Origin of the sequence: Hymenobacter jeongseonensis, assembly GCF_015694725.1 — a bacterium.
Taxonomy (GTDB): Bacteria; Bacteroidota; Bacteroidia; order Cytophagales; family Hymenobacteraceae; genus Hymenobacter; species Hymenobacter jeongseonensis.
Window position 1 is genome coordinate 276,657 of the sequence record NZ_JADQDQ010000003.1, and the last position, 24,348, is coordinate 301,004.

Consider the following 24,348-nt stretch of genomic DNA (forward strand, 5'->3'; position numbering starts at 1 on the left):
TTACCTGCCGTAAAGAATGTGCCCTACCGCCCCACTACCGGCAGCACGGGCACGCTCTCGTGCCCGGCCGCGTCCACGCTGGCCACGCCGAAAATGAAGTTGTCCTTGCTGATGTCTAGGTTGGCCGTGAGGCCAGTCATGGGTATGCGCTGCTGCCACTGGGGGGCACTGGTTTCGCGCACCAGCACCACGTAGCCGGCGGGCTTCGGGCCAGTGGCGGGCGCCTCCCAGCGCAACTCGGTGCGGTTGGTGAGGTTGGCGGTGAGTACCTCCACCTTGGCGGGTGCGGCCGGGGCCAGGGCCAGACTGGCCATGGTGGCGAGGTTCACGCCGGCGTTGCGGCGCAGGTAGGCAAAGTCCACGCCCTCAATCACGTCGCCGTAAGCGCGGCCTTTTTCGGTGCGGAGGTCCTGGTGCTGGTGGGTGTAGTCCTCGTTCATCTCGGTGAACCGGACGGCCGGAAAGCCCTGCTGGTTGAAGGGCGTGTGGTCGCCGCCCCGCAGGAAGCGGTCGGGGCGATATTCCAGTACCACCTCGTGGCCTTTACCGTACTGCTTGGCCACGCGCTGGGTGTAGCGCGCCAGTTGCCGGCTGATGCCGTCGTTCTCATTGCTCAGCTGCCGGCGCACGCGGGCCTGTTCGGGCGTTTCGTTTGCTGGCACGCCTTCGCTGAATACGCGCAAGTGCTTGTCGTCGTTAATCACCGGGTCAAAACCGTGCGAGTTGCCCACAATGTCATTGTTGAGCATGGCAATCAGGTTCCAATTTTCCTTCTTGGCGCGGGCGGCCAAGTGGCCGGAGCCATAAAGGCCCTGCTCTTCACCCTGCACAGCCACAAATTTGAGGGTGCAGGGAAATTTCTGGCCGGCCAGTACGCGGGCCAACTCCATCACCAGCACAGTGCCGGAGCCGTCGTCGTTGGCACCGGGTGCGTCGGCGGTGGCGTTCATCACGTCGCTCACCCGCGAGTCGATGTGGCCGCTTACCAGAATGATGCGGGTGTCGGTAGGGTCGGTGCCGGGCAGGGTGGCCAGCACGTTGGCCATCAGCACGGGCTTGTTGATGCGGCGGCCATCGGGCTTGATGGTGAAGGTGTCCATCTCGACGGTCATGCGGCCGCCGCCGGCTTTGCTGTACTTCAGAAACTCGTCGCGCACGTAGTTGCGGGCCGCGCCAATGCCCCGCTTGGGATTATCCGTCTCGCTCAGCGTGTGGCGGGTGCCAAAAGAAACCAACTTGCGAATGTCGGCTTCCAGGTTTTTAGCCGAAATTTCCTCGACCAGTTTTTGAATGCGCGGGTCGGCGGCGGGAAGCAGCGGGCCGGGTTTGGTTTGGGCGAGGGCGGCAAATGGTGCCAGGAGCAGGAGCGTAGCGAGTTTCATGTGGGAAAGGTAGGGCGAGAAGCGAGTTGGCACCAAGCGGAAGGGCAGGTGTGCCAAAATCATGTAGCGAGAAACAGGCTGTATCAAAATAGAACGTCATGCTGAGCTTGTTGAACCATCTCGCGTGTAGTCACTAATCTTAATGATTGGTTTACTACCACACGCGAGATGCTTCGACAAGCTCAGCATGACGTTCTTGGGAGGGCGGGACTTATTAACTTACCCAGCCTTATAAAAAGGCTCAATCGTGCGGAAATAGGGATTCACGCCCTCTTCCGAATTCATATCCAGCAACATCAAATCAACGAATTGATAAGCATCGGTTTGGCCTTGCAGCACGGGTCCGAGCTCCTGCATGAAGCTGGGGTCGGGGCTGTTGCTCACAAACGCCAGCAGCAGGCGCGGTACATCGGGGTTGTCGGCTAACTGCATCTGGGCCAGGTAAGCGGCTTCGATGTGGGAGTGAGTAGCGGCCCAGGCTGCAATGGCATCGGCCACGGCGGTGGGGTTTTCGGCGGGCTGGCTCAGGAGCACTTGGGCATCGCCCCCGGCGGGGGACAGCGGGCCGGTGAGCTGCCCGGCTAACAGGGCCGCAAGCTCGTCCTTGGGCAGCAGCTTGCCGGCAGGCGAGAACGGATTCAGAACGCAGTCCTGGCCCTGCACCATGTTGAAAAACGCGTGGCCCGGCAGGCGCACGTAGCTCACGGTGCCGTTATCAACGCCGCCATCGGTGAGGCGGGGGACGGAGGAGAAGACGGGCAGCTTGCCATCGGACAGAATCTGCAGCTGGATTTCCTGGCCTTCGGTGAGCACCACTTCGCCCTCGTTTATGCCTTCCATGGGCGCCAGAATCATCAGGATTTCCTCCTGCAACAAGGCTTGGTAGAACGCCGGACGGGCGTTTTCGTCGGTGGCGGCCAGCAGCAGGAGCTGCTCGAGCACGTTCTCGGGCTCGAATGGAAACGGCTCGGGCTCCGGCATTTGGAACGTAGGCACGGGCGCTACCGGCTCGGGTGGCGCCGTGAACTTAGCCCCCTGGTAGCGAGGGCCGCCAGCGGGCTTTTCGGCCGCTGGGGTGGGCGCCCCGGGAGTAGCGGGAGCGGAAGTGGCCGGCTTGTTGTCGGCGGGTTTGTTTTTCAGAAAGTCGAGCAGGCCCATAAAGCAATAAAATGTCGAGTGGATTGGGAGTGCAATCTACGGCAGAAACCGGGTTGGAAAGGGAGTAAAAGGCAGTAAGCTGGCTTTTAAATGCACTGGGTTGAGAATATTTAAAGCCAATTGAACCGTCATGCTGAGCAGAATCGAAGCATCTCTACCACGCAACGAATGCACTTCATGCAACGAAGCGGTAAACATGCTTCGACTCCGCTCAGCATGACGACGTGTTTTGCTCAATCGGGGCACCTACTTGCAAGCCGCGAGCTGTTCTTCCACTTCGCGGATGGTGCGCGGTTTGGATTTGTTGCCCCAGTTGTTCTCGATGTAGTTCAGCAAGTTGGTGAGCTGAGCGGGGCTCATGCCTTTCTCGCCGGGCATCACGTTGTGGTAGCGGATGCCGTTTACCACAATGGGCTCGTTTTGACCGTTGCGGAGCAAGCAGGGCAGTTCGGCCCGGTGCAGAGCAAGGTAGTCGGCGCCCGCCAGCGGCGGAATCAGGCGCGCCAGGCCCTGGCCCTGGTCGCCGTGGCAGCTTGAGCAGTGCTGCGTGTACAGCCGCTCGCCCTGGTTTTTGTTGCTGCTGAAGCAGGCAGGCAGCGAAACTGCCAGCACCGAACAGCTTAAAAGAAAACGAAATTTGAGCCTCATTTACTGACGGGCCACGGCCGGCTTGCGCGTATCCATCTCCGCCAGCAGAATGGGAAGCTCGGCCATTAGGCGCTCGACTTCCTTGGGGTTGAGGCTATCATAGAGCCCGCGAATGTGGCCTTGGTCATCTACGAGGGCGAAGGTGCCGTTGTGGGCAAACCCGCCGGGCGCCTGCTTGTCGGGCTCGGCGGCCGTGTAGTAGGCGCGGGCCAGCAAGAACACGGAGTCTTTGGCGGCGGGCTCGCCCTTGGCGCCGGTGGTGGCAAAGTGCCAGTTGCGGGCCGCGCCCATGCCCAGGCGGTCGGCGTAGTCGCGCAACACCGGAATGGAATCGTGGGCCGGGTCGATGGTGTGCGAAAGGAAAGCCAAGCGCGGGTCTTTGCCATACTTGGCGTACACCTTCAACAGCTCGCCCTGCATTTTGGGGCAGATGCCGGGGCAGGTGGCAAAAAAGAAATCGGCGATGTAGGCCTTTCCGGCAAAGGTCTGGTTGGTAATAACTTCACCTGCCTGGTTAGTGAGCCGAAACGCCGGCACCCTGGCAAACACCGTATCGGCGGGGCCGCCGTCGGCGCGGGGCCGCACGTCGCGTTCGCCCAAAATGGGCAGGCGGACAGCGGTATCGGGACTGGTACAGGCCGTGACAAGAGCAGCCGCCAAAGCGGGCAGCAGAAAAAGACGTTTCAGCATGACTTATTTAGAAGGAGTAGCCGCCGAAGCCGGAGCGGCTGGCAGTTGCTGGATAAACAAGGTTGCCGAGTCTATCGTTGCGCGAAATTGCCGGCTCACCCCAGCCAGCACTTGCTGTTGCTGCTGGAAATAGGCCAAACGAGCCGATGGCGTGGCCGTGGAATCGGGGGCGCGGTACTGGTGCATCCAGTCCATCATGGCCGCATCGGCGGCAGCCAGCCCGCGTAGGTAGGGCCCGGAAGCCGGTGCCTTGGCCGCATTTATTTTGGCTTTGAGCGAATACAACTGGTCCATTTTAGCCATCAACGAATCGTGGCGCGCCATAACGGCCATTTCGGCTGCCGTGGCAGGCGAGGGGGCGCCTTGCTCGGCAATAGGTTTGTTGGGCGAGGAGCAAGCCGCTAGAAAGGCGATAGCGCTTACCACTGAAACCAAGCGGGATTTGGAGAGAATATTCACGCTGCAAAGGTACGCCGAGGCCCGGAGCCCACCATCGAAAATTGTCTTCATTATGCGAGGCAAGTGGGATGGGTTTGAGTAGCACTCTACAGAAAGATTTTGCCCCTTGAAGTTTTGAATTGGCGATTAGCCTAGCGCAACTGGACAAATCAAATGGCAGGTCTCGCCGGTTGCTACGGATTGTGCGTAGCATACAAACGCTACTTCCCTCTATTCACCAACTCACCATATACGTATGAAAACTCGTCAACTGGGACGCTCCGGCCTCACCGTTTCCGCCCTGGGCCTCGGCTGCATGGGCATGTCCGATTTCTACGGCGGGCAGGACGATGCCGAAAGCACCCGCACCCTGCACCGCGCCGTGGAACTGGGCGTCACTTTCTTCGATACTGCTGACATGTACGGCCCTTTCAAAAACGAAGAGCTGCTGGGCCGGGCCTTCAAAGGCAAACGCCAAGGCTTAGTATTAGCCACCAAATTCGGCATCGAGCGTGACCCCAACGACCCCACCAAGCGCGGTATCAATGGCCGGCCGGAATATGTAAAATCTGCCTGCGAAGCCAGCCTTAAACGCCTCGGCACCGATTACATCGACCTGTACTACCAGCACCGCGTGGACCCCAGCACGCCCATTGAAGAAACCGTGGGGGCTATGGCCCGCCTGGTAGAAGAAGGCAAAGTGCGCCACCTGGGCCTCAGCGAAGCGGCGCCCGCCACCCTGCGCCGGGCCGTGGCTGTGCACCCCATCGCCGCCCTGCAAACCGAGTATTCGCTGTGGAGCCGGGAGCCCGAAGACGAAATTCTGCCCACCATCCGCGAGTTGGGCGTGGGCTTCGTGCCCTATTCGCCTTTGGGCCGAGGGTTCCTGACCGGGCAAATCCAGAAGTTTGAGGATTTGGAAGCGGATGATTACCGCCGCCACACGCCGCGTTTCCAAGGCGAGAATTTCCAGAAAAATCTTGACCTCGTGGCCCGCATCAAAGACTTGGCCGGCCAAAAGCATTGCACCGCTAGTCAACTGGCCCTGGCGTGGGTGCTGGCCCAAGGCGAAGACGTGGTGCCGATTCCGGGCACCAAGCGCGTGAAGTACTTGGAAGAAAACCTGGGTGCTTTGGAGGTTGACTTGTCGGCCGATGAACTGGCGCAACTCGATGAAATTGCTCCCAAAGGCAAGGCCGCCGCGGGCCTGCGCTACCCCGCCGCCATGATGGGCTCCGTGAATGGCTAAGTGCCAGCAAACCGTTCATTGCGAGGAAGATTTCCAGCGCAGTGAACGGTTTTACGAGGGCAGCAGGTCAATCCAACCGTCTTCGCTGACCACCACGGCCAGCGCAGGGTACTTGCTGCTGTTCACATAACGCAGGGCCGAATTATACCGCGAGCCCCGTGAGGAGTCGCCCTTCTCCGTCGCCAGACCGTCGAGAATGGCGCCGATGGCGTGGCACATGCCGTTGGGCTCAATGAGCACGGCCCCGTCGATGTTGGTGACGAGGCGCAGCACGGAAGGCGTCATGATGCGCGGCACCACCCGAAAGCACTGCCGGGTAAGGCGCAGGGCTTCTTTGGCCGCGCCGGTGCTGATGACCAGAATGGTGCCGGTGGGCTGGGTGGTGGCTTTTTGGGCCAAATCCCACAGGTAATCAATGCTGTCGAGCGAGAGGTTGGGGAAAACGATGCGGGCCGTGCGGGCAAAGTTGTCGGCCGCTACCTGGCCTTGCGGCAGGCGCGGGGTGTTGCTCACCACACGCATCAGCACGTGGCCGGCGTGGCTCATTTCCCAGCTGTAGTGGTTGGTGAAGTGCACCGTGACCAGCGGTTCGTATTGGCCATCGGACTCGGGTACGAGCTGGCCCAACCCAAACACGTGCGAGGCATCCGAAATCAGGGCCGTGTGGCCTTCGCTGAGTTCGAGCAGCTTGCGGATGGAACGGTGGTCGCGCATGGGCACGGGCGTTTCCAAAGTCAGCACCGGCACAATGGCCGGGTGCAGGCGGCGGCTCACCAGCATGGTGCCCACGCCCTCGTCGCCCTCGTGGCGTAGGGCGGCCACGCCGTTGCAGGCATCGTAGAGGCCGTGGGTGCCGGCCGGCGCCACGCGCAGCATGAGGCGGCGGCCAGCCGAGCGCAACAGTTCGTTGTAGTCGCGGTCAAGCACGGGCTGGTCGTTGTCAACCGTATCGGCTTCACGCAGGGCGCGGTTGCAATCGTGTAGAAACTCAATTACAGCCGCGTGAGGCAGGTTGGTAGGGCGGCCGGCGGTTGATTTCGGCAGGTTATAATACGCATCGTAGCAATCGGCCGAAAGCTGCAGCACCACCGTTACGAGGTAGCCCTGCAGGCTCACGGGCACGGCACAAAACGAGCGCCGGTTTTCGTGGCGCGACGTGGCCAAGGATTGCAGCGTCGATTCGGTGGCCCGGCACACGAGTTCGTACCAGTGGTGCTTGGCGAGGCGGTCGTGGTCGTTGGGGTGCAGGTGGTACACACTTCCCTGCGGGCCCGTGTCGGTTTCCAGCGTGGCAGCCTTGCTCTTGACGTCCTTAAAATCGAGCGGGGAATAACGCGTGGTCGCGGGCTCAACAATCACGGCGCCGGGTTCGTCCGGCTCCTTCGACGAAGCAAAGCCGAGCAAAAAAACTTCGGGCCGCAGGTTGCGGTCCAGCAAATTGAAAATACCCTCAGCGAAGAGCTGAGCAGAGACGCGAAACAGACTTTGGTGTTCCCACATGGGCAATTAGAGGACGGCCGAACCCTGTTGCAGGTGCGACTTCGTACCGAACTACGGAAAAAAGCACGGCATAGTGGCAACGCCAAACAAATTTCCTCGTTCGGGGCTTCCTCTACTCCTCACAAAGTTGTAACTTCGGGACATCTGGCGCCCGCCTACCTGCCTCGCCCTCACCACCGCTCCACGCGCAAGCCTATGCTCTTCGTCGACATGCTTTTTGTGATGGTGGTGGCCATCTCCTTCATCCCCATTCTGACCGGCTACTGCGCGCACAGCCGCGGCCGGTCGTTCTGGTTGTGGTTTGTGCTGGGGTGGGTGCTGCCCTTGGTTTCGTTCTTCCTGCTCTTCGCCCTCATTGCCCGCGACGAACTGAACCCCGGCCGCCGGCTGTTGGGCGAAGCCAAACAAATTTTGCGCGAAGCCGAAGAAGCCGCGGCCCGAATCCGGGCCGAGAAGTAAGCGCTAGCCGTTTTCATTCAACGCCTGCTGCCACGCCAGCACACCCTGGGCCACCCACGCCCCCGTACTGAAGCAGCCCTGCAGCAAATAGCCGCCCGTGGGCGCCTCCCAATCCAGCATTTCGCCCGCCACGAACGTGCCCGGCCGCTGCCGCAGCATGAGTTGCTCGTTCACGGACGAAAACGCTATGCCGCCGGCCGTGGAAATGGCCTCATCAAGCGGGCGCAGGCCCTCTACTGTAATCGGTACAGCCATCAACAGCGCCGCCAAAGCCTCCGGGGGCAGCGTGGCAACTTCGGGCTGTACTTCCCGCAATAAAGTGGGTACCGGCGGCCCGAGGTGCAGGGTTTTGCGCAGAAAATCGGGCAGGGAGGCCCCTGGGCGCCGCAGTTGTAGCTTATTAAGCAGGGCCGGGGCCGAGAGGTCGGGCTTGAGATTGAGGTGCAGCACGGCCGGCCCACCATTGGCCAGCGCGGCGCGGAGCTGGGGGGTGAGGGCGTACACGGGCGTGCCTTCCACCCCGTATTCGGTCAGCATTATTTCGCCGCGCACGGCCGGTCCATCGTTCACGCGCAGAGCTATGTTCTTGAGAGGCGCCCGGCCCGTTTTCTCTTTAAAAAAAGGCGACCACGCCACCTCCGCGCCGCAGTTGGCCGGAGCAAAGGGCATGACGGGTACGCCGGTATCCCGCAACATCGGCACCCAGGCACCATCGGAGCCGGTTTTGGCCCAACTACCGCCGCCCAGCGCCAGCACAGTAGCGACGGGTTCTACCTCGAACTCGCGGCGGGTATCGGGGCCCTGGCTCTCATCGCGCAGGCGCAAGCCCGTGCTTCCCACAAAGCCCAGCCAGCGGTGCCGGGTATAAATCTCCACCCCCAAATCGCGGAGTTTGGTGAGCCAAGCGCGCAGCACCTCGGCCGGTTTGTGAGCTGCCACCGGAAAAATGCGCCCGCTGGTTCCCACAAACGTCTCAATGCCCAAGCCGGCAGCCCACGCTCGCAATGCAGCCGGCGAGAAGTGGTTGAGCAAGTCCAGGAATCGGGGCTCTTCCGGGCCGTAGCGGCTGGCAAAACGGGCCAGGTCCTCGGCATTGCTCAGGTTGAAGCCGCCGTGCCCGGCCACCAGAAACTTGCGCCCCACCGTGGCCTGCGCTTCGTACACCCGCACCCGGCAGCCGGCTTCGGCCAGACGCTGGGCCGCTAGCAGCCCCGCGGGGCCGCCGCCCACTACGGCTATAAAAGACGGATTATCGGATGATTTTTCGGCCACAGCCAGTGCATGCAAAGTTTGCAAAGTACGGTTGCCAGTGCGGAACCGCACTTAATAAGGCAAGTGCTGGCCGTTGATAAAAATCAGCTTCGTTACGCCTCGCTTTCCAAAATCAGTTGCCGGCGGTAGCGGGCCAGAATGGCGGACTTCAAGATGAAGCCGAGGTAGCGTCCGTCCTCCTCGCACACGGGCAGGGCCCAGGCACCGTAGCGGTCCAGCATGGACAGGGTGTGCTCCAGGTCATCGTTGGGCCCTACCACGGCCGGGGCGGGCTTCATCAGTTCGCTCACTTTGGTGGTGGTGTAGTGGGCATCGTCGAAGAGAGCATCGCGCACCATGTCGAGGCTGACCACGCCCAGGAGCCGGCCTCCGGCGGCCACTACCGGAAACAGGTTGCGCGAAGAGTGGCGGAAAATATCGACCAACTCGCCCAAGGTGGTGTTGGGCCGCACGGGAATAAAATCGGTTTCCAGGAGCTTGCGCGGGTCAAGCTGGGCCAGCAGGCCGCGGTCGCGGTTGGCGTACACGTCCACGCCCCGGGCTGTGAGCTTGCGCGTGTACACGGAGTAGGGCTCGAAGTATTTGGTGATGAGGTAGGAGGAGCTGCTCACCAACATCAGCGGCACAAACAGGGCGTAGCCGCCCGTGATTTCGGCAATGAGGAAGATGGCCGTGAGTGGCGCGTGGATGACGCCCGCCAGCGTGCCTGCCATGCCCAGCACTACAAAATGCACCTCGGGAATGTAAATCAGGCCACTCAAATTGATGAGTCGGGCAAAGAAAAAGCCGGCCAGCGCCCCCGCAAACAGCGAGGAACCGAACATGCCGCCGTTGCCGCCGCTGCCCACCGTGATGCTGGTGGCCACCACTTTCAGCAACATACTAAACAGCACCAGCACCAACAGCAGCCAAGGATTATTATCCTTGTAAACCGAGAAAATACTGCCGTCGGTGAGGTGCTCGGCATGGCCGTTGAGCAGGAGTTCTACGGTATTGTAACCCTCGCCGTAGAGGGTGGGGAACAGGAAAATGAGGACGCCCAGCGCCGTGCCGCCGAATAGCACCTTGCGCCAGTTCAGGCCCGGCCACCGGTCAAAAAAGCGTTCGAACCAATGGTAGGTCCGAATCATGTAAACCGAGAAAAACGCCGTGAACAAACCCAGCAAAATATAGAACGGCACGGCATCGACCGGCCAGCTGGTGGTGATGAGCACGAAGGGCTGCCCCTCGTACAGCGCTTTGGAAATAACCGTGGCCGTGGCCGACGAAATCAAGAGCGGGATGAAATACTGCGCCGGCAGCTCCAGCAGAATGGTTTCGACGGCGAACAGCACCCCCGCGATGGGCGAGTTGAAGATGGCGGCCACACCCGCCGCCGCGCCGCAGCCGGTGAGCAGGCGCCGGCGCCGCCGGTCCACGTGCAGCACCCGGCCAATGTTGGAGCCCAATGCCGCACCGGTCACGGAAATCGGGGCCTCGGTGCCGGCCGAGCCGCCGAAGCTCACCGTGAGAAAGGCCGTAATCATCTGGGAATACAGCTTGGACCGTGGCACCACGCTGTTTTCCCGGGCTGTACTGTAGATAATGGGCCCAATGCCCCGGCCCAGCTGCCCGCCCAGCAAATACTTTGTGACCAGCACCGTGAGCGTGATGCCGATGATGGGGTAAATCGACAAGGCAAACACCCGCTGCGGTTCCGAAATGGAGCCTTGCAGCAATTTGACCTGCTCTCGGATGGCCGTTTTTAATAAGACCGCTGCCAAACCAGCCCCCAGCCCCACGATGATGCTGAGGAAAATCATGTACATCCGCTCGCTGACGTGGCGGGCCCGCCAGACGAGCAGCGGACGCAACAATCGGTGAACGGCGTGATGGGGCATGAGCTATAACGGTAGGGGAACGCAGTAGCAGCAACGCAAAGGGGAAGCTAGCAGATTTCGGCTTAGAAAGAAAAGCTCGTTGGGCCTGCCAAAAATCACGCCGAACCGGTCGGCGGGCTTCTGCTTTATTACAATTCCATAATGTCCTCGTTCCAGAGGGTGGGCTCGGCTTCGATGAATTCGTTCATCATGTCCACGCACTCCTGCAAGTTGAGGTCCACCACTTCCACGCCGTGGCTTTCGAGGAAAGCGCGCGACTCGCCGAATGTGCGCGACTCGCCCACCATCACCTTCGGGATTTTGAACTGCACAATGGTGCCGGCGCACATGTAGCAGGGCATGAGCGTGGTGTAAATGACGGTGTCGCGGTAGGTGCGCTGGCGGCCGGCGTTCGTGAGGCAGTCCATCTCGCCGTGCTTGATGGCGGAGTCCTCCTGCACACGCTTGTTGTGGCCCCGGCCCACAATTTTGCCGTCGCGGATGAGCACCGAGCCGATGGGAATGCCTCCTTGCGAGCGGCCCAGGCGGGCTTCGTCGATGGCGGCTTGCATAAATTCGTCTTTCTGGGGCTGGTCAGTCATGGGGCGGGTGGGATTTAGCGGGCGCAAATGCCGCGGTAGGGGCAATGCTCGCATTTCTTGAAATCGTCGGTTTTGCGAATGGGCTCCGTAGGGTCCAGAATTCGCAGCACAATTTTACTCACTAATTCCTCGGAAACCCGGACAAAATCCTCGCCCTCGGGCGTGAGAAAATTTAAATCCGCCGACAGCAGGCCTTTGTCGAGGTTGCGCATCGAAACGATGGCCGTGTTTTCAGTTTCGCGCTTTTCGGTGCTGGCCAGCATGAGGCGGTAGAGCCAGAGCTGGCGCACTTTGTCGGCGCTGGAGGTGGCTTCCCAGAGCAGGCGCTCGGTGGCTTCGGCGGGGGTGAGTTTGCCGCGATTGGTCAGGTTGAGGTCGTTGGCTTCGACGAGGCCGGTTTTGTAGTCCACCACGCGCAGGCGGCCGTCGGGCAGTTGGTCTACCCGGTCGGCTTTGCCGAATAGGCGCACGGCCAGCTTGCCCGAGCCGGGCACGTCGACAAACACAGTGGCGGCCAGGTCTTTTTCCAGGCTAAACAGGCGCAGGGGCAGGCCCTCGGTCTGCTCCAATCCTTCGAGGTAGCGCGAAATGAGGCGTATTGCCACTTGGCCGTACACGTGGTTCAGTCCTTCGTCGGGGCGGGCGTGCTTTTCGGTTTCTTCCTGCCGCAGGGCCTTGCGCACTTCTTCGGGTACCTGCTTCAGCAGTTCGGGAATATCGGCGGAGGTGATGGGTCGGGCGTCCTGCTCGAAGGGCCGCAACAGGTTTTCGAGCGCCGTGTGCACCATGGTGCCGAAGCTGCCAGCTTCCAGCGTTTCCTCCACCGCGTCGTTTTCCTGAAAGCGGGCCACTTTGGAAAAGTAAAACCTCAACGAGCAGGCCAGGAAATCGTTGAGGCGCGAAGGCGAAATGTTGCGTTCCAACACGCCGCGCAGGGCAGCGAGCATCTCCTCGTCTTTTTCCAGAATGAGGTCGCCTTCGTAGGGGTCGACGCCTACTTCGGTTTCTGGCCCTGCTACCGAAACGCTCAGGTCTTCCAATACCATCTGCGGGTTTTGGGGCAGCAGGTCGTTCTGCAATTGCAGCAGGAACCGGCTGCGCTCGCCGCTTTTCATGCCCTCGGCGCCGGGCAGCACGTGCACCAAGTCGACGCGCTGGGTGCGCTGCAGCAGCCGCCAGAAATTGTAGGCCGTGATGGCCTCGGCGTCGGCGTAGGTAGGCAGCTTGAACTCCTGCAACACGTCGTAGGGAAACAGCGACTGCGACTTTTTGGGCGCCGGCAGCACGCCCTCGTTGCAGCTGAGAATGATGACGTGGTCGAAGTCCAAGGCCCGCGTTTCGAGCAAACCCATCACCTGCACATCGGCCAGAGGCTCGCCCGAAAAGGGCAGGCGTGTGCGGCCCATCTGCTCGTACAGAAACCGCCGGAACGAGCGCACCGACAGGCGCTGCTCACGGCAATCAAACGCCGAATCGAGCTGCTTGACCAGCGTGTAGAACAGGTACAGGTACTCGGCGCCCAGGCTGGCTTCCTTATCCGTATCGGCTTTTTCGGCGGCGTACACCTGGCGCAGCAGGTCGATGACGGTGTAGCAGGCCGCGATGATGTCGTCGCAGTTGTCCCAGGTCTTAAACAACGCCTCGATGAGCGGGTGGTGCGACCCCAGTTTCAGCAGCTCGCTGGCGGGCAGGAGCACGGCGTTGAGGCGCACGATTTCACGGCAAATCTGGTCGAGCAGGCCGTGGTACTGGGGCTGGTCGCCCTGCTGGTCCTGCCACTGCTGGTAGCGGCGCAGAAACGGGTGACTCAGCAGCTTGCTGACCGCCAAATGGTGGTAGCGCGGCACCCCGTAACCGGTTTCGGCGCTGCCTTCCCGGATGCCGGTCAGGTGCACCTCAAACAGCAAATCGACGAGGTTGAACAACGGCGTGGCTTGGAAGCTCAGGCCCATGGTCACGTTGTAGTCGGGCACCTCGTCGGGCGGCAGGCCGTGGAGCACGGGCAAGAGCAGGGTTTCGTCGGGCAGCACCACGGCCACGGTGGCGTCGGGGTACTGGCGGCGGGCTTCGGCCAGGAGTTGGCCGGCCAGCTTGCCTTGCATGCTGGGGTTGGCCACGCCGAGGTAGCGCACGTGGCGGGGCTGGCCGCGCAGCCATTCCACGCCGCCGCCGAAGTTTTCCAGCGGCAAATTCCAGTTTTTGAGGTAGCGGCGCAGGTGCTGGCCGGCGCGGTTGGGCGAGGCTTCTTCGAGGTAAAACGGGTCGCCGTCGAAGCGCACTTCGGCCCGGCCGGCCGTCATCAGCAAGCGAATGAGCTTCTCCTCGGCCTTCGACAAATTACCCAGTCCCACGAACACGTGGCGGGCTACCTCGGCCCCTGCGGGGTCTTCGAGGCGCTTTTCCAGCTTTTCCACGGCCAGGCGGTAGGCCAGGCCGGGGTAGGCGAGGTGGTTGGCTTTCATGCGCCGCTGCAGTTCGCGGTACACCTTTTCGAGTTGGTCCCAGAAGCTGAAGGAGTGGGCGGCGGCTTTGCTTTTCTCGGGCAGGGCTTCCAGATTCCAGCGCTCCAGGGCCTTGGCCTGGCTCAGGTATTCGAACACTTTGCGAGTGGGCGCCAGGTTTTGGTCGAGGTTCGAAAAGTCGCTCAGCAGGAGCCCGGCCCAGCCCACAAAGCGGTCGAAATCGAGGCTGGTATCGATGTGCTTAAGAATGTCGAACAGCAGCAATTGCAGCGCAATGGGCTCCTCTACCTGCACACCCGCCAGCTCCACCATGTAGTCTTCCATGGCGGCCACGCGGGGCGCCCACAGCGGCGCGCCTCCCGGCAGGGCCAGGGCCAGCTCATTTTTCAGGTACACCACGGCGCGGCGCGTGGGCACCACCACCACGATGTCGGACAGCTCATCGAGCGGGCCGGAGCCGTAGCGGTCCAGCAGCTCGCGGGCGGTGGCGGCCAGGAATGAAACAGAGGCCGCAGGCGGCGCAACGGTGGCAGGAGCGGGGTAGGAAGTGGGCTGAACTGGCATTGCGGTAAAGATACCGTGGCAGCACGAAGCGGGGCGCGCGGGGCCGGGCCAGGGCGCGCCTCCGCTTCGTGCTAGCTCCGGGGAACCTCCATCCAGGGCTCGGGTTCGCCGTTGGCCACAAATTCCTGCAGCAACTCCAGGAGCTCGGGGCGGGTGTGGGGGCGGGGCACGAGCAGGCCGGGTACATCGGGCGGCACGTTGCAGAGCAGGTTGCGCAAGTCCACGGCCGTGGCAATGCGGAAGCCCATGGTCCAGTCGGCAAAGCTGCGTTGCAGGCAGGGGCCGTCGGCAATCACCCGGCAGTTGTAGTGGCGCGGGTCGGCCACGATGCGGTTGAAGTACAGGTCGCGCACCACGCTCTGCTCGCCCTCCAGCACTTGCATAAAGCGCCCGTCGGGCGTGTAGAGCAGCACGCCGGTGATGTGATGGACGCGGTTAAAGTCCCGCGCTTGGTGGAGCAGGGCCAGCAGTTCCGGCTGCTCGAAGGGCACCAGCGCCTGGCTCTGGTATATGAGTTGGTACAGCCCCATAGCGCAATTACCAAAAGGTGGAGAAAAAGACCTGAGCCAAGCCTTAAATGGCCTATTCTGCGGCACGGCCCTTGAAGAGGCAACATCAATAAGGCCTAGCAAGTTACAAAATTTGTGACGCTTCCACCGCCCGTTGTGCATTAGCTAAACCGTGCTGGCGGCGCAACTGCTTGGGATTCGTGGGCGAAGGCCAAAGGGAAATAGGGGATTTCCGTCGCGGCGTTGCCGGTAGCATATTGGCCCGGCGCCGCCCAATTTAAAAAATGGGCCATTGGCGTTTCCTTTGCCCCTCCACCTTTTCCCCTGACCCATGCGTTTACCTCTCCTCTATTTGCTGGCGGCGGCGCTGCTGGCTCTCGGCGCCCACGCCCAAACCACGCCGCTGCCCGACACCGCCCGCGTGGCTACGCCGCCCGCGCCGCCGCTGTGGCGCAAGTCGGGCAAAACCGGCCTCGGCCTCAACGAGTCGCTGCTGAGCAGCAACTGGCGCGGCGGCGGCGTCAACACCATCGGCTTCAACGCCCTGGCCAACCTCAAGGCCAACCGCAAGCTCGGCATCCACAGCTTCGACAACGAAGCCGACTTCCTCTTCGCCTTTTCCGAAACCCGGGGCCTGGGCTACCGCAAGGGCCAGGACCGCCTGTACCTCGACACCAAATACGGCCGCGATATCAGCTCCGATTGGAACATGTTCACCTCACTCAACCTGCTCACCCAGTTCGCTGGCGGCTTTAAGTACGACGAGGACGCCCTCGGCAACGACCGCGCCCGGCAGGTGTCCAGCTTCTTTGCACCGGCCTTCATCACCGCCGCCTATGGCTTCGAGTACCACCCCAATCCCACGTTTCGGGTGCGTTTTGCGCCCTTTGCGCCCCGCCTCACGGTGGTGAACCGCGCCGAGCGGTTCGTGGAAGTCCTCGGCGACAAGCCCTACGGCGTGAACCCCGGCCACAGCACCCGCTGGGAAATTCTGGCCGCCCAAATCCTGGCCGAATACGACAAAAACCTCAGCCCCACCGTGGCCTTCAAGGCCCGCTACGTCCTTTTCGCCAACTACGAAAACTTCAACGGCCAGGAAATTGACCACCGCCTCGACCTCGCCCTCACCGCCAAAGTGGGCAAATTCGTGAACGTGGCCCTCAACGGCATCGCCCTCTACGACTTCGACCAGGACCGGGGCGTGCAGTACTCCCAGGGCCTCAACATCGGCATCGCTTACGCTTTCCAGAACTTCGTGGACGAGAAGAAGTAGGGCGGCGCTAGTGCCTAGCAAAGAGAAGCCTCAACTTCACTTTAACAGCGTGACGCGCAGGTAAGCATATTGTTGCTTTTTGCGTTCGGCAGCGGTTAGTGGCCGGTTTAGCTTTTCGTTTTTTGCGACTTCCGACATCGGCAGAATCTTCAGCAGGAAAAGGTCGTCGCTCACCCAGGCAATGCCTTCCGGCAACCACTTTAGCTGGGCAATGGTGAAGCTTTTTTGCAGCTTGCCTCCCAGGTTACGATACACTTCGACTCCGTTTGGCGCGCCTTCATAGGGGTAGCCTTGGTACAAGGCAGCTAGCCGCTTCAGGGCGGGGCTCCCAACCGGGGCACCTTGCAGCGTGTCTAGTTTGCCAGTTTTGCGGTCAACCAGCAAGTAGGTTGCGCCCTCGTAATGGCCGGCATGGAGCACGTATTTGTGAAGGGCGTCGATTTTGCCCACGTACGACAATTCGTTGGTCTCTTCTTCAAAAGCGCTGGGCTTGCTGGTCAGGACCTTCGTTGTATTGTTTGCCAGTTTCAGCCGCAACGCGTAATACTTGACTTGTTCCTTGGGGTCGCCATATTGGTAAATCATGGATTTCGTCTGCCGGCGTAGCGTATCGGTCGGCGCTAGCGGCGTGATGGTCTTCCGCTGGCGAGCCAAAGCCGCTTCAAACTCCTGCCGCGAGGCGGGGCCCATCGTGTAGGCTGGCCTAGCGGGACGTCGGCCGGCGGGTGCCTGCTTTGCTATTGGTGGCCCGCTTGCAACGTTCGTCTTTTCCCGGAGCACCCCGCGAACGAGGGGGTTAGGTTGGGCTTGCGTTGGAAAAAACACCGCCGAACCAGTGCAGCACAGTGCCCCGAGAGCGGTAACGGCTCCAAAAAAGCGGCGGAAAGTTGCATGGGTAAGGTTGCATTGTTCCTTCATGGTAGCCGACGTTTCGCCCGTATGTGGCCTAGAGCCCGGCGCTTAGCAAATGTAGGGGACCTCATTCTCTCCATCCCGCCCTCTACTCTACGACTTCGACCAGGACCGGGGCGTGCAGTACTCCCAGGGTCTCAATATCGGCATCGCCTACGCCTTCCAAAACTTCGTGGACGAGAAGAAGTAGGGCAGGAGTAATTTCAGTAAGATGGAATAGTGCAACAAATGTGTCAGTAATTTATGTTTCTGAAGGTACTGGCACTGTTTCTGAGCCTACTGGCACCCAAACGAAGCCCACTGGCGCGGTAGCCGGGCGCACTGGCGCCCAAGCGGAGCTTACGGGCAGGGTTGCCGCCGCTACTGGCCGTGAAGCGGCCCCTACGAGATGGGAAGCGGGGCCTATTGGCTATCCCGGCGCAACGGCGCGGCGGCAGGTGAATGCTTAAGAATAGAATTATATAAAATTTATTGGTCAGCTTGCGGCATCTCCTGATTTTCAGGGGAAGGCGGCCAGGCCTGCTGGTGAGTAAACCCATTTTCTACCGTGAAACAAGAAGCCGTTACCGCCAAATATCCCATGTCGCAGGGCGACCTGTTGCTCACCTGCCACACCAAAGCCGAGTTTATGACCCGCGACGCGGCCGCCTTTGCCACGCGTGGCGTGCAAGCGGCCCGCCTCACCGCCTTCGAAACCCAAACCAACGCCGCCGGAAACCTGCCCAGCGACGAGCAACTCGACTACCAGAAGCAGGCCCTCACGGCCGCCGCCACCGCCCAGCGCGCCGTGGTAGAAAGCGGCATGGCCACCGTGATGAGCCAAGTGGCCATTGTGCACAACGACCGCAGCCCCGCCTACAAAGCCTTCGGCAGCGCCGGCCTCTACGGCGCCAGCGAAGGCGACTTTTACGTGGACATGGGCCACCTCCTGGACTGGGCCACCGCCCACGCTGCCGACTACGCCGCCCAGGGCCTCACGCCCGCCCAACTCACTGCCCTCGCCGCCGACAACGAACAATACCTGGCCGCCCTCAAGGCCCAGCGCTTGGCCATCAGCAGCCGCAGCGCCACCACCCAAACCCGCCAAATCACCCTCAACACACTGTATGATGAGTTGGCCGCCCTCTGCGGCATCGGCCAGGGCCTGTTCAAGCAAACCGACGTGAGCAAATACGACGACTATGTAATTGCGCCGAGTGTGCAGCCGGCGGCGCCGGTGGTGCCGCCCGTGGGGTAGTGAAAAAAATCAGAATTAATAAGAAGCAAAAAAGCGCCGGAGCCCACAGGCTCCGGCGCTTTTTTGCTTCTTTGGCAATGGTAATTAAATTATTTACAAACCAGGAGTGAACCGGTCAAAAGACTGCCAGTACTTATCCTTATAGATTTCATAGGTCAGTTCTTGCTTGCCCGAGTATTTTTTTGCGATGCTGAATAACACTGTTGAAGGTTTTCTAAATTCTTTGCAGGCAAAATATATAGTTCTGATGCCATTGGTGGTTTCTCTGCCAACATTCAGGTATCCGTCAGCATCTTTGAGTTCCAACGTAATATCATCTTCTAGTTGATTTAATAGCTCGTAATCATCTGTGTTAGGCATTCCATTGTTTTCTACTCCATCGTAGGGCAGTTCAACTCGTAATATCCAAGGGTGGGATGGTTTGCCATCCCATTCGAGCAAGTCGGTATTAATAATAGCTAGCAATCGGTTGCCGCTTTCTAATTCTGCAGTTAAAGAAGAATGAGAATCATTTTCAGTGTTGTGCCTTACGCCTTGATACTTTTCAATGAACTCGTTTTCTCTCCATAATAGATATGCTTTTAACTTTTCTATTGGTATTAGTTCTTCTGTTACGCCCGTATTTCCGACGACTTTAGAATTGTCAATTGAAGTTGCAAAATTTAATTCACCCAAGAAGTTTTCTAAAAAAATAAATACGCCTTGCGTTATTATGGATTCGTCAGCTTCCAAGAAAGCATTGTAAACAATTGTTACATCAACCTCATCTGGGCAGGAAGAAATCTTATTCGAATAAAAGCTCAGAGAATCGGCATCGATTGCGTATCCGGCGATTTCAATACTTACACTTGTTATATCCGACGCTGGTTTGAGCGCAGTGAACAGCCAGCCGTCGATTTTAGGGGCCCTGCTAACAAGCTCTTCTACGAAAGGTATATTCTTCACATCCCCATCGGCGGTGAAAACTAATTCTACTCTGTCGTCGTCAGATATTCCTGTCAGAAAATAGAAGCCTTCTTTTATTTCCTGTAGCTTCGGTGAAAGCTTATCAAAAAAAGTTTTTCAATAGCGGTGCCTTCCCTCACAGCTTTAGCGAAATCCTTTTCATGTTTTTGAAACCAATTCCAGAATGTTTCATTTGGTCCAAGGTTATCTCCCTTGTTGCCAAGTATTTTTTTTATAAAGTTCATCAGGTATATAATAAGGATACGGGAAATGATATGATAGGCTTGCTCTACCGTAGCGCGTAAATCCGCTCGATAATTTCCACCACTTTCAGGCCTTCCAGTGCATTAGTAGTGGCGGAGCTGCGCTGCTGTACAGTGTCCACCACGTTGTCGATAACCTGCACGTGGTTGGCGGCGGAGCCCTGGAAGGCGCCGTAGTTGTTGGCGGGGTTGGTGGCGGGCAAATCCGGTAGGGTGTAGTCTTCGAGGTGGCAGTACTCCACTTTGTCCATGTACTGGCCGGCGATGCGCAGGCTGCCACGTTCGGCCACCACGGTGAGGCTGCTCTCGAGGTTTCGGTCCCACACGGCGGTGCTGTAGCTGAGGGTGCCGCTGCCGCCGCGCACGAGGTCGAAGGTGACGAGGCCGCTGTCCTCAAACTCAGTCAGGCCGGCGTGGGTGAAGTCGCGGAACCGGGCCGTGAGGTTGGTAACGTCGCCGAATACCCAGTACAGCAAATCGACGAAATGGCTGAACTGGGTGAAGAGGGTGCCACCGTCCAGGGCCTGAGTGCCTTTCCAGCCGCCGGGGCGGTAGTAGCGGGCGTCGCGGTTCCAGAAGCAGTTGAGCTGCACTAGAAACACCTGGCCCAGGCGGCCCTCGTCCACAATTTGCTTGAGCCAGGCGGCGGGCGGGGAGTAGCGGTTTTGCATCACCCCGAAGGCCAGCTTGCCGGTTTGCTGGGCCGTGTGCACGATGGTGTCGGCATCGGCGGTGCTCAGGGCAATGGGCTTTTCGATGACCACGTGCAAGCCGTGACGCAGGCTGGCTACCGCTTGCGGGGCGTGGCAGCCGTTGGGCGTGGCCACGGTGAGGACGTCGGCGGCAGGGCCGCTGTTCAGGAAATCTTCGAGCGAAGGAAAGAAGGGCACGCCGGGAAATTCGACGGCTAATTCAGGTTGCAGCTCGGGGCGCACGTCAATCAGCGCCACTACTTCGGCCCCGGTGTGCCGGGAAACGAGGGCGGCGTGGCGCCGGCCAATGTGGCCCACCCCGCAAATGGCGAAGCGGACGGAATCAACGGGGGTACTCATCAATGCGGAAGGAGGATAGCCAACAAAAGTAGCCCCAACGCTACCCCTGACCAGCGGTTAGGCTGCCTAGCCCAATGATAATTGCGAGATAAACAATTACGCCCACCGGAAACAGACTTATCAGCAAAACGAGGATGCTAGTGAGGGACGACACGGACTGTCCGCGTTTCCGGCGGTAAACCAACCCCGCTTGCCACCCGGCGAAAGGCAGGCTGTACAGAACGGCCACAATCGCCGCAAACAAGACGGCGCTATCTCCGGTGGCTTCAAGCGCTGCGTTACTGTAGAAACTTGAATACCACAGCCAGCCGGTCAGGCCCAGAAAAGCCCCGGCTACCAGCAGCTGCACAAGTAAATACCGGCCTTCTTGGTAATTCCTCCAGCGTTCCATGAATCTCGATTTGGGCGTTAATCAGTAGCAGTAGAATCTATGTAAAAACTACCATTGCAGCAAAGAGCCATTCCAGTAAAGAGGAAGCCTTGCTTCGACCAGCTCAGCAGGACGTTCCGTGACGTTCAAAGTATTTTTCAGATAGGCCTTAAATGCCGCTCCTCTCCCCAACGTAACCCAGCCAGCTAAGGCCGCTACACAAACTGTTTTATGATTTCAATAATGTATTCCTGCTGCTCCGGCGCCAGCAGCGGGTGAATGGGGAGCGACAGCACAGCGCCACACAGCCGCTCTGCTACCGGAAACTGCCCCGCCCGATAGCCCAGATAGGCATAAGCGGCCTGCGCATGCACCGGCAGCGGGTAATAGACAATACTCGGAATGCCGCAGCGCCTTAGGAAATGCTGCAAGTCATCGCGGCGGCCGGCTTCCTCCAGCGTGACGGTGTATTGATGAAAAACGTGGGTGCTGCGCGGGTCGCGAGCCGGAATACGCACGCCCGAAATAGTAGCCAGCGCTGCATCGTAGCGGGCAGCCACGGCCTGGCGGGCGGCGGTGGCGGCGGGCAAGTGCCGCAGCTTCACCCGCAGCAGGGCCGCTTGCAGCGTGTCGAGGCGGGAATTGAGGCCGATGTGCTGGTGGTGATATTTCTGGCTCTGGCCGTGGTTGGCCAGCTGCTGGAGCAGGGCGGCGCGGGCCGGGTCGCGGGTGAGCAGGGCGCCGCCATCGCCCATTGCGCCGAGGTTTTTGGAGGGGAAAAACGACGTGGTGCCCACCTCGCCCACGGTGCCAGCAAAGACGGTTTCACCATCGGCAAACCGGAACGTGGCGCCGATGGCCTGGGCATTGTCTTCAATCAAAGCCACGCCATGTTGGGAGGAAATACGGCGCAGTGCTTCCAAATCGGCACATTGCCCAAACAAATGCACAGCCATGATGGCCCCGGTGCGCGGCGTGATGGCCGCTTCTACCGCGGCCGGGTCCACGTTGAACGTATCGGGGCAAACATCGACGAGCACGGGGCGCAGCCCGAGCAGGGCCGCGGCTTCCAGTGTGGCCACGTAGGTGAAGGCCGGCACGATGACTTCGGCTCCGGCGGGCAACCGCAGGCTCATCAGGGCCAGGGTTAGGGCGTCGGTGCCGTTGGCACAGGGCACCACGGTGGCCCCGCCCAAGTACGTACCCAGCTCCGCCGCAAACGCCCTCACGGCCGGCCCCTGAATGAACGCCGCGTCGGCGAAGGTTTGCTGCACGGCCTCATCGAGCTCCGCCTGGATGCGGGCGTGTTCGGCGCGCAAGTCCAGCAAGTAAATAGGAGTGGAGGGCGCGGGTAAAATGGACACGGTGGAAAGACAAATCAAGGCGGGCCTCAAAGATAGAAGCCCGCACGTACCGGCTCCGTTGCAGCTAAGATTAACGCGTCTGTACCGAAGGAGAAGCGCGTTTCGGCCGACGGCGCTGCACAACCCGCCATCGAAACCCTGCGTTAAGGGACGCATTAGGCCACCTTACAATTAAATAAGTGCGCCTTTGCATATTTCCTCTTACACCCGAAACAACCTCTGCATCATGCTTAGAAGATATTTCACCCTCCACACCCTGGCCGCCCTGCTCTTAGTGGGCGGTGGCGCCTTTACCCAAACCAGCTGCACGTCGACTGAGAAGAAGGAAGTAGTGGTAGAAAGGGACCAAGCCTATAACGACTTCGAAACCTTCGTTTCGCAAACCGAAGCCAATGCCGCCGCCGTCGCCAGCGAGGCCGAAGCCGATTATGAAAGCGAAACCACGCAGCTCAAGGCTGACTACGACGCCAAAGTGGCGGCCATAGACCGCTACACGGCCGACTACGACGAAAACCGCCGCCAGGAAATCGAGAAGCTCCGCACCCGCTACTCCACCGCCATCGCACAGCGCGAAAGCACTTGGGCCAACCGCGCCAGTGCGGGCGCTGCCACCACGGCCGCTCCCCTGAAAGTGGGCAAGTACTACAAGCCCACGCAACCCGCCACCCAGCTCACAGCCGCCAATGCCCGCGCTACTTACGAGGCTTTTGTGCAGAATGTGAAGCAGAACGAAGAGCGGTACGACCTCGACGATTGGCGCTACATCAACGCCGAATGGCGCGCGTTGGACGAAGCCTACGACAAAATCAAAGGCGACATTCCGGCCAATGACTTAGCCGAGATTCAGAAGGAAAAGCTGAAGTACGCCGCCTTCAAATCGTGGGATAAAACCCAGGGCCGGGCGGCCCAGGGCGCCAATGCGGTCAGCAATGAGGCGCAGGAAGTAAAGGTTGAAACGGCCGACGAGCGCAGCAAAGTTGGCCAGGCCGTGAGCAACACCGCTTCCGATGTGAAGCAGGCCGGCAAGAAAGCCGGTGGCGCCGTGAAGGACGTCTTCGACGGCAAAGACGACAAGAAAGACTAATTCCCAGGAATTAGGACGGTTGAAAAGCCGGTTTCCGGGCCTCGTGCCGGAAACCGGCTTTTTGCGTTGTTAGTAAGAGGAGAACTAGTCTGAGTATGATGTAAGGCCCAAATCTGATTTATGCAGCAACTGCTAAATCTGGACTAAAAACCAGTAAAGCTTCAGCAAATCGAACTGACGCAGGCGGGGCTGGCGGGAAAGCAAATTGCGGCGTAGCGCCGGCGCCAGCGCCTGGAGGGCAAACCGAGTGGCGGGCAGCAGCCCAAGCCGTTGCAGCCGCCGAACCGTTTGCAGTAGGCGGGAATCTTGGTCCAGTTGTTCGGTGCGGTAGAGTTGGGCCAGGTTATGCACGGCTTGCTCGCTCTTTTGCAGGAACACAGCCACAGGCTCCAATCCGGCGTGCAGAACGGGGTTGTCGAGGTGAATTATCGGAATTTTTGCCTTCGCCAACGCTGCGCCAAACCGCGTGTCTTCGTGCCCGTACCCATTTAACCCCTCATCCAGCGGAAACCGGGCCATGATGTCGGCGTGCAGCAGCGCATTGTTGATGGTGAGCTGGGCGTGGGGAGCCTGCTGGCGCACCGCCGCCGGCCGCTCTTCCCGTTCCCGGCCATAGCGCCAGCGCAGGTAGAGCGCGGCATCAGCGGGCGGAGCAGGGGCGTAGCTGGTGCCGCCTATCAGCACCGGGGCGCGGTGGCGGGCCGCTGCGTAGCGCGCCAGAAACTGCGCATCGGGCAGCAAGCTGTCGTTGTCCAGCAGCAACAACCATTCTTGCCGGGTAGAGGCTGCCGCCAACTGGTTGCGAATGGCGGCGCGGCCCACGTTCTGCGGTAATTCCTGGTAGTGCACTCCCTGCCGGTTGGCCAGCGGCCGGTTCAGCGTTCGGAATTGCTCTTGAGAGCCGTCATCGAACAGAATTATTTCGACTGGCCCCGACCAGTCGGCTTGCTGCGCCAACAGTGCTTCTACCAAGGCATTGACATCCCAATTGAATACCGGAATTAAGACCGAAAGCCCAGACGTCATATTAATTATGAATTAATAACGCGCAACCGG

The 24,348-nt window shown here is 60.1% G+C and carries 22 protein-coding genes; 5 read left to right on the plus strand and 17 right to left on the minus strand.

Annotated elements, in window-relative coordinates; genetic code table 11:
- Positions 1-23: 23 nt before the first annotated feature.
- From I2I05_RS08095 to I2I05_RS08115, 5 genes are all read right to left on the minus strand, one after another.
- On the minus strand, positions 24-1,382 hold the full coding sequence (locus I2I05_RS08095; RefSeq protein ID WP_196281732.1) for a M20/M25/M40 family metallo-hydrolase: 1,359 nt from the start codon (positions 1,380-1,382) through the stop codon (positions 24-26).
- A gap of 219 nt (positions 1,383-1,601) precedes the next feature.
- On the minus strand, positions 1,602-2,540 hold the full coding sequence (locus I2I05_RS08100; RefSeq protein WP_196281733.1) for an enhanced serine sensitivity protein SseB C-terminal domain-containing protein: 939 nt from the start codon (positions 2,538-2,540) through the stop codon (positions 1,602-1,604).
- Positions 2,541-2,786: 246 nt separating this feature from the next.
- Positions 2,787-3,152, minus strand: a complete 366-nt coding sequence (locus I2I05_RS08105; protein WP_317192330.1) for a c-type cytochrome — start codon at positions 3,150-3,152, stop codon at positions 2,787-2,789.
- A 36-nt stretch (positions 3,153-3,188) separates the two neighbouring features.
- A complete protein-coding gene (locus tag I2I05_RS08110; protein ID WP_196281735.1) occupies positions 3,189-3,878 on the minus strand; it encodes an SCO family protein in 690 nt (229 codons plus the stop codon).
- A gap of 3 nt (positions 3,879-3,881) precedes the next feature.
- Entirely contained in the window at positions 3,882-4,337 is a 456-nt protein-coding gene (locus tag I2I05_RS08115; protein WP_196281736.1) for a hypothetical protein, read from the minus strand.
- A gap of 235 nt (positions 4,338-4,572) precedes the next feature.
- Between I2I05_RS08115 and I2I05_RS08120 the strand changes: the two genes are divergently transcribed.
- The gene (locus tag I2I05_RS08120; RefSeq protein ID WP_196281737.1) at positions 4,573-5,565 is read left to right on the plus strand and encodes an aldo/keto reductase; all 993 of its coding nucleotides are present in this window, start codon (positions 4,573-4,575) and stop codon (positions 5,563-5,565) included.
- 51 nt (positions 5,566-5,616) lie between these two features.
- Here I2I05_RS08120 and I2I05_RS08125 read toward each other — a convergent pair whose 3' ends face one another.
- Entirely contained in the window at positions 5,617-7,065 is a 1,449-nt protein-coding gene (locus I2I05_RS08125; RefSeq protein WP_196281738.1) for a DNA integrity scanning protein DisA nucleotide-binding domain protein, read from the minus strand.
- Positions 7,066-7,260: 195 nt separating this feature from the next.
- On the opposite strand from I2I05_RS08125, the gene I2I05_RS08130 reads away from it, so the two are divergent.
- Positions 7,261-7,524 (plus strand): hypothetical protein, encoded by a 264-nt coding sequence (locus I2I05_RS08130; RefSeq protein WP_196281739.1) that lies wholly within the window; start codon positions 7,261-7,263, stop codon positions 7,522-7,524.
- A gap of 3 nt (positions 7,525-7,527) precedes the next feature.
- On the opposite strand, the gene I2I05_RS08135 is transcribed toward I2I05_RS08130, so the two are convergent.
- The 5 genes from I2I05_RS08135 to I2I05_RS08155 all read right to left on the minus strand — a co-directional run bounded on the left by I2I05_RS08135 (position 7,528) and on the right by I2I05_RS08155 (position 14,813).
- Positions 7,528-8,796 carry a BaiN/RdsA family NAD(P)/FAD-dependent oxidoreductase gene (locus I2I05_RS08135; RefSeq protein WP_196281740.1) on the minus strand — a complete coding sequence of 423 codons (1,269 nt, stop codon included), beginning with the start codon at positions 8,794-8,796 and terminating at the stop codon, positions 7,528-7,530.
- Positions 8,797-8,888: 92 nt separating this feature from the next.
- Complete coding sequence (locus I2I05_RS08140; RefSeq protein ID WP_196281741.1) at positions 8,889-10,676, minus strand: chloride channel protein; 1,788 nt, start codon at positions 10,674-10,676, stop codon at positions 8,889-8,891.
- Positions 10,677-10,804: 128 nt separating this feature from the next.
- Complete coding sequence (locus I2I05_RS08145) at positions 10,805-11,257, minus strand: nucleoside deaminase (protein ID WP_196281742.1); 453 nt, start codon at positions 11,255-11,257, stop codon at positions 10,805-10,807.
- Between the two features lie 14 nt (positions 11,258-11,271).
- Positions 11,272-14,283, minus strand: a complete 3,012-nt coding sequence (locus I2I05_RS08150; RefSeq protein ID WP_196281743.1) for a PD-(D/E)XK nuclease family protein — start codon at positions 14,281-14,283, stop codon at positions 11,272-11,274.
- Positions 14,284-14,354: 71 nt separating this feature from the next.
- Positions 14,355-14,813, minus strand: coding sequence for a BLUF domain-containing protein (locus I2I05_RS08155; RefSeq protein ID WP_196281744.1), 459 nt, complete (start codon positions 14,811-14,813; stop codon positions 14,355-14,357).
- A gap of 310 nt (positions 14,814-15,123) precedes the next feature.
- Between I2I05_RS08155 and I2I05_RS08160 the strand changes: the two genes are divergently transcribed.
- Positions 15,124-16,065 carry a DUF3078 domain-containing protein gene (locus I2I05_RS08160; protein ID WP_196281745.1) on the plus strand — a complete coding sequence of 314 codons (942 nt, stop codon included), beginning with the start codon at positions 15,124-15,126 and terminating at the stop codon, positions 16,063-16,065.
- Positions 16,066-16,101: 36 nt separating this feature from the next.
- Here I2I05_RS08160 and I2I05_RS08165 read toward each other — a convergent pair whose 3' ends face one another.
- Entirely contained in the window at positions 16,102-16,755 is a 654-nt protein-coding gene (locus I2I05_RS08165; protein ID WP_196281746.1) for a hypothetical protein, read from the minus strand.
- Between the two features lie 769 nt (positions 16,756-17,524).
- Between I2I05_RS08165 and I2I05_RS08170 the strand changes: the two genes are divergently transcribed.
- The gene (locus I2I05_RS08170; RefSeq protein ID WP_196281747.1) at positions 17,525-18,214 is read left to right on the plus strand and encodes a hypothetical protein; all 690 of its coding nucleotides are present in this window, start codon (positions 17,525-17,527) and stop codon (positions 18,212-18,214) included.
- A gap of 93 nt (positions 18,215-18,307) precedes the next feature.
- Here I2I05_RS08170 and I2I05_RS22325 read toward each other — a convergent pair whose 3' ends face one another.
- From I2I05_RS22325 to I2I05_RS08190, 4 genes are all read right to left on the minus strand, one after another.
- Positions 18,308-19,159, minus strand: coding sequence for a DUF695 domain-containing protein (locus tag I2I05_RS22325; RefSeq protein ID WP_317192331.1), 852 nt, complete (start codon positions 19,157-19,159; stop codon positions 18,308-18,310).
- Positions 19,160-19,448: 289 nt separating this feature from the next.
- A complete protein-coding gene (locus I2I05_RS08180; RefSeq protein WP_196281748.1) occupies positions 19,449-20,474 on the minus strand; it encodes a Gfo/Idh/MocA family protein in 1,026 nt (341 codons plus the stop codon).
- 40 nt (positions 20,475-20,514) lie between these two features.
- The gene (locus I2I05_RS08185) at positions 20,515-20,865 is read right to left on the minus strand and encodes a hypothetical protein (protein ID WP_196281749.1); all 351 of its coding nucleotides are present in this window, start codon (positions 20,863-20,865) and stop codon (positions 20,515-20,517) included.
- Positions 20,866-21,059: 194 nt separating this feature from the next.
- The gene (locus I2I05_RS08190) at positions 21,060-22,208 is read right to left on the minus strand and encodes a DegT/DnrJ/EryC1/StrS family aminotransferase (protein WP_317192332.1); all 1,149 of its coding nucleotides are present in this window, start codon (positions 22,206-22,208) and stop codon (positions 21,060-21,062) included.
- A 226-nt stretch (positions 22,209-22,434) separates the two neighbouring features.
- On the opposite strand from I2I05_RS08190, the gene I2I05_RS08195 reads away from it, so the two are divergent.
- Positions 22,435-23,292, plus strand: a complete 858-nt coding sequence (locus I2I05_RS08195) for a DUF6565 domain-containing protein (protein WP_196281751.1) — start codon at positions 22,435-22,437, stop codon at positions 23,290-23,292.
- A gap of 132 nt (positions 23,293-23,424) precedes the next feature.
- On the opposite strand, the gene I2I05_RS08200 is transcribed toward I2I05_RS08195, so the two are convergent.
- The gene (locus I2I05_RS08200) at positions 23,425-24,318 is read right to left on the minus strand and encodes a glycosyltransferase (RefSeq protein WP_196281752.1); all 894 of its coding nucleotides are present in this window, start codon (positions 24,316-24,318) and stop codon (positions 23,425-23,427) included.
- Positions 24,319-24,348 lie beyond the last annotated feature (30 nt).

Bases quoted from the DNA above. Each gene is read 5' to 3' on its own strand.
- I2I05_RS08100 (WP_196281733.1), bottom strand. From the start codon at position 2,540: ATGGGCCTGCTCGACTTTCTGAAAAACAAACCCGCCGACAACAAGCCG.
- I2I05_RS08125 (WP_196281738.1), bottom strand. From the start codon at position 7,065: ATGTGGGAACACCAAAGTCTGTTTCGCGTCTCTGCTCAGCTCTTCGCT.
- I2I05_RS08145 (WP_196281742.1), bottom strand. From the start codon at position 11,257: ATGACTGACCAGCCCCAGAAAGACGAATTTATGCAAGCCGCCATCGAC.
- I2I05_RS08160 (WP_196281745.1), top strand. From the start codon at position 15,124: ATGCGTTTACCTCTCCTCTATTTGCTGGCGGCGGCGCTGCTGGCTCTC.
- I2I05_RS08185 (WP_196281749.1), bottom strand. From the start codon at position 20,865: ATGGAACGCTGGAGGAATTACCAAGAAGGCCGGTATTTACTTGTGCAG.
- I2I05_RS08150 (WP_196281743.1), bottom strand. From the start codon at position 14,283: ATGCCAGTTCAGCCCACTTCCTACCCCGCTCCTGCCACCGTTGCGCCG.
- I2I05_RS08095 (WP_196281732.1), bottom strand. From the start codon at position 1,382: ATGAAACTCGCTACGCTCCTGCTCCTGGCACCATTTGCCGCCCTCGCC.
- I2I05_RS08140 (WP_196281741.1), bottom strand. From the start codon at position 10,676: ATGCCCCATCACGCCGTTCACCGATTGTTGCGTCCGCTGCTCGTCTGG.
- I2I05_RS08180 (WP_196281748.1), bottom strand. From the start codon at position 20,474: ATGAGTACCCCCGTTGATTCCGTCCGCTTCGCCATTTGCGGGGTGGGC.
- I2I05_RS08120 (WP_196281737.1), top strand. From the start codon at position 4,573: ATGAAAACTCGTCAACTGGGACGCTCCGGCCTCACCGTTTCCGCCCTG.
- I2I05_RS08200 (WP_196281752.1), bottom strand. From the start codon at position 24,318: ATGACGTCTGGGCTTTCGGTCTTAATTCCGGTATTCAATTGGGATGTC.
- I2I05_RS08110 (WP_196281735.1), bottom strand. From the start codon at position 3,878: ATGCTGAAACGTCTTTTTCTGCTGCCCGCTTTGGCGGCTGCTCTTGTC.
- I2I05_RS08155 (WP_196281744.1), bottom strand. From the start codon at position 14,813: ATGGGGCTGTACCAACTCATATACCAGAGCCAGGCGCTGGTGCCCTTC.
- I2I05_RS08195 (WP_196281751.1), top strand. From the start codon at position 22,435: ATGCTTAGAAGATATTTCACCCTCCACACCCTGGCCGCCCTGCTCTTA.
- I2I05_RS08165 (WP_196281746.1), bottom strand. From the start codon at position 16,755: ATGGGCCCCGCCTCGCGGCAGGAGTTTGAAGCGGCTTTGGCTCGCCAG.
- I2I05_RS08130 (WP_196281739.1), top strand. From the start codon at position 7,261: ATGCTCTTCGTCGACATGCTTTTTGTGATGGTGGTGGCCATCTCCTTC.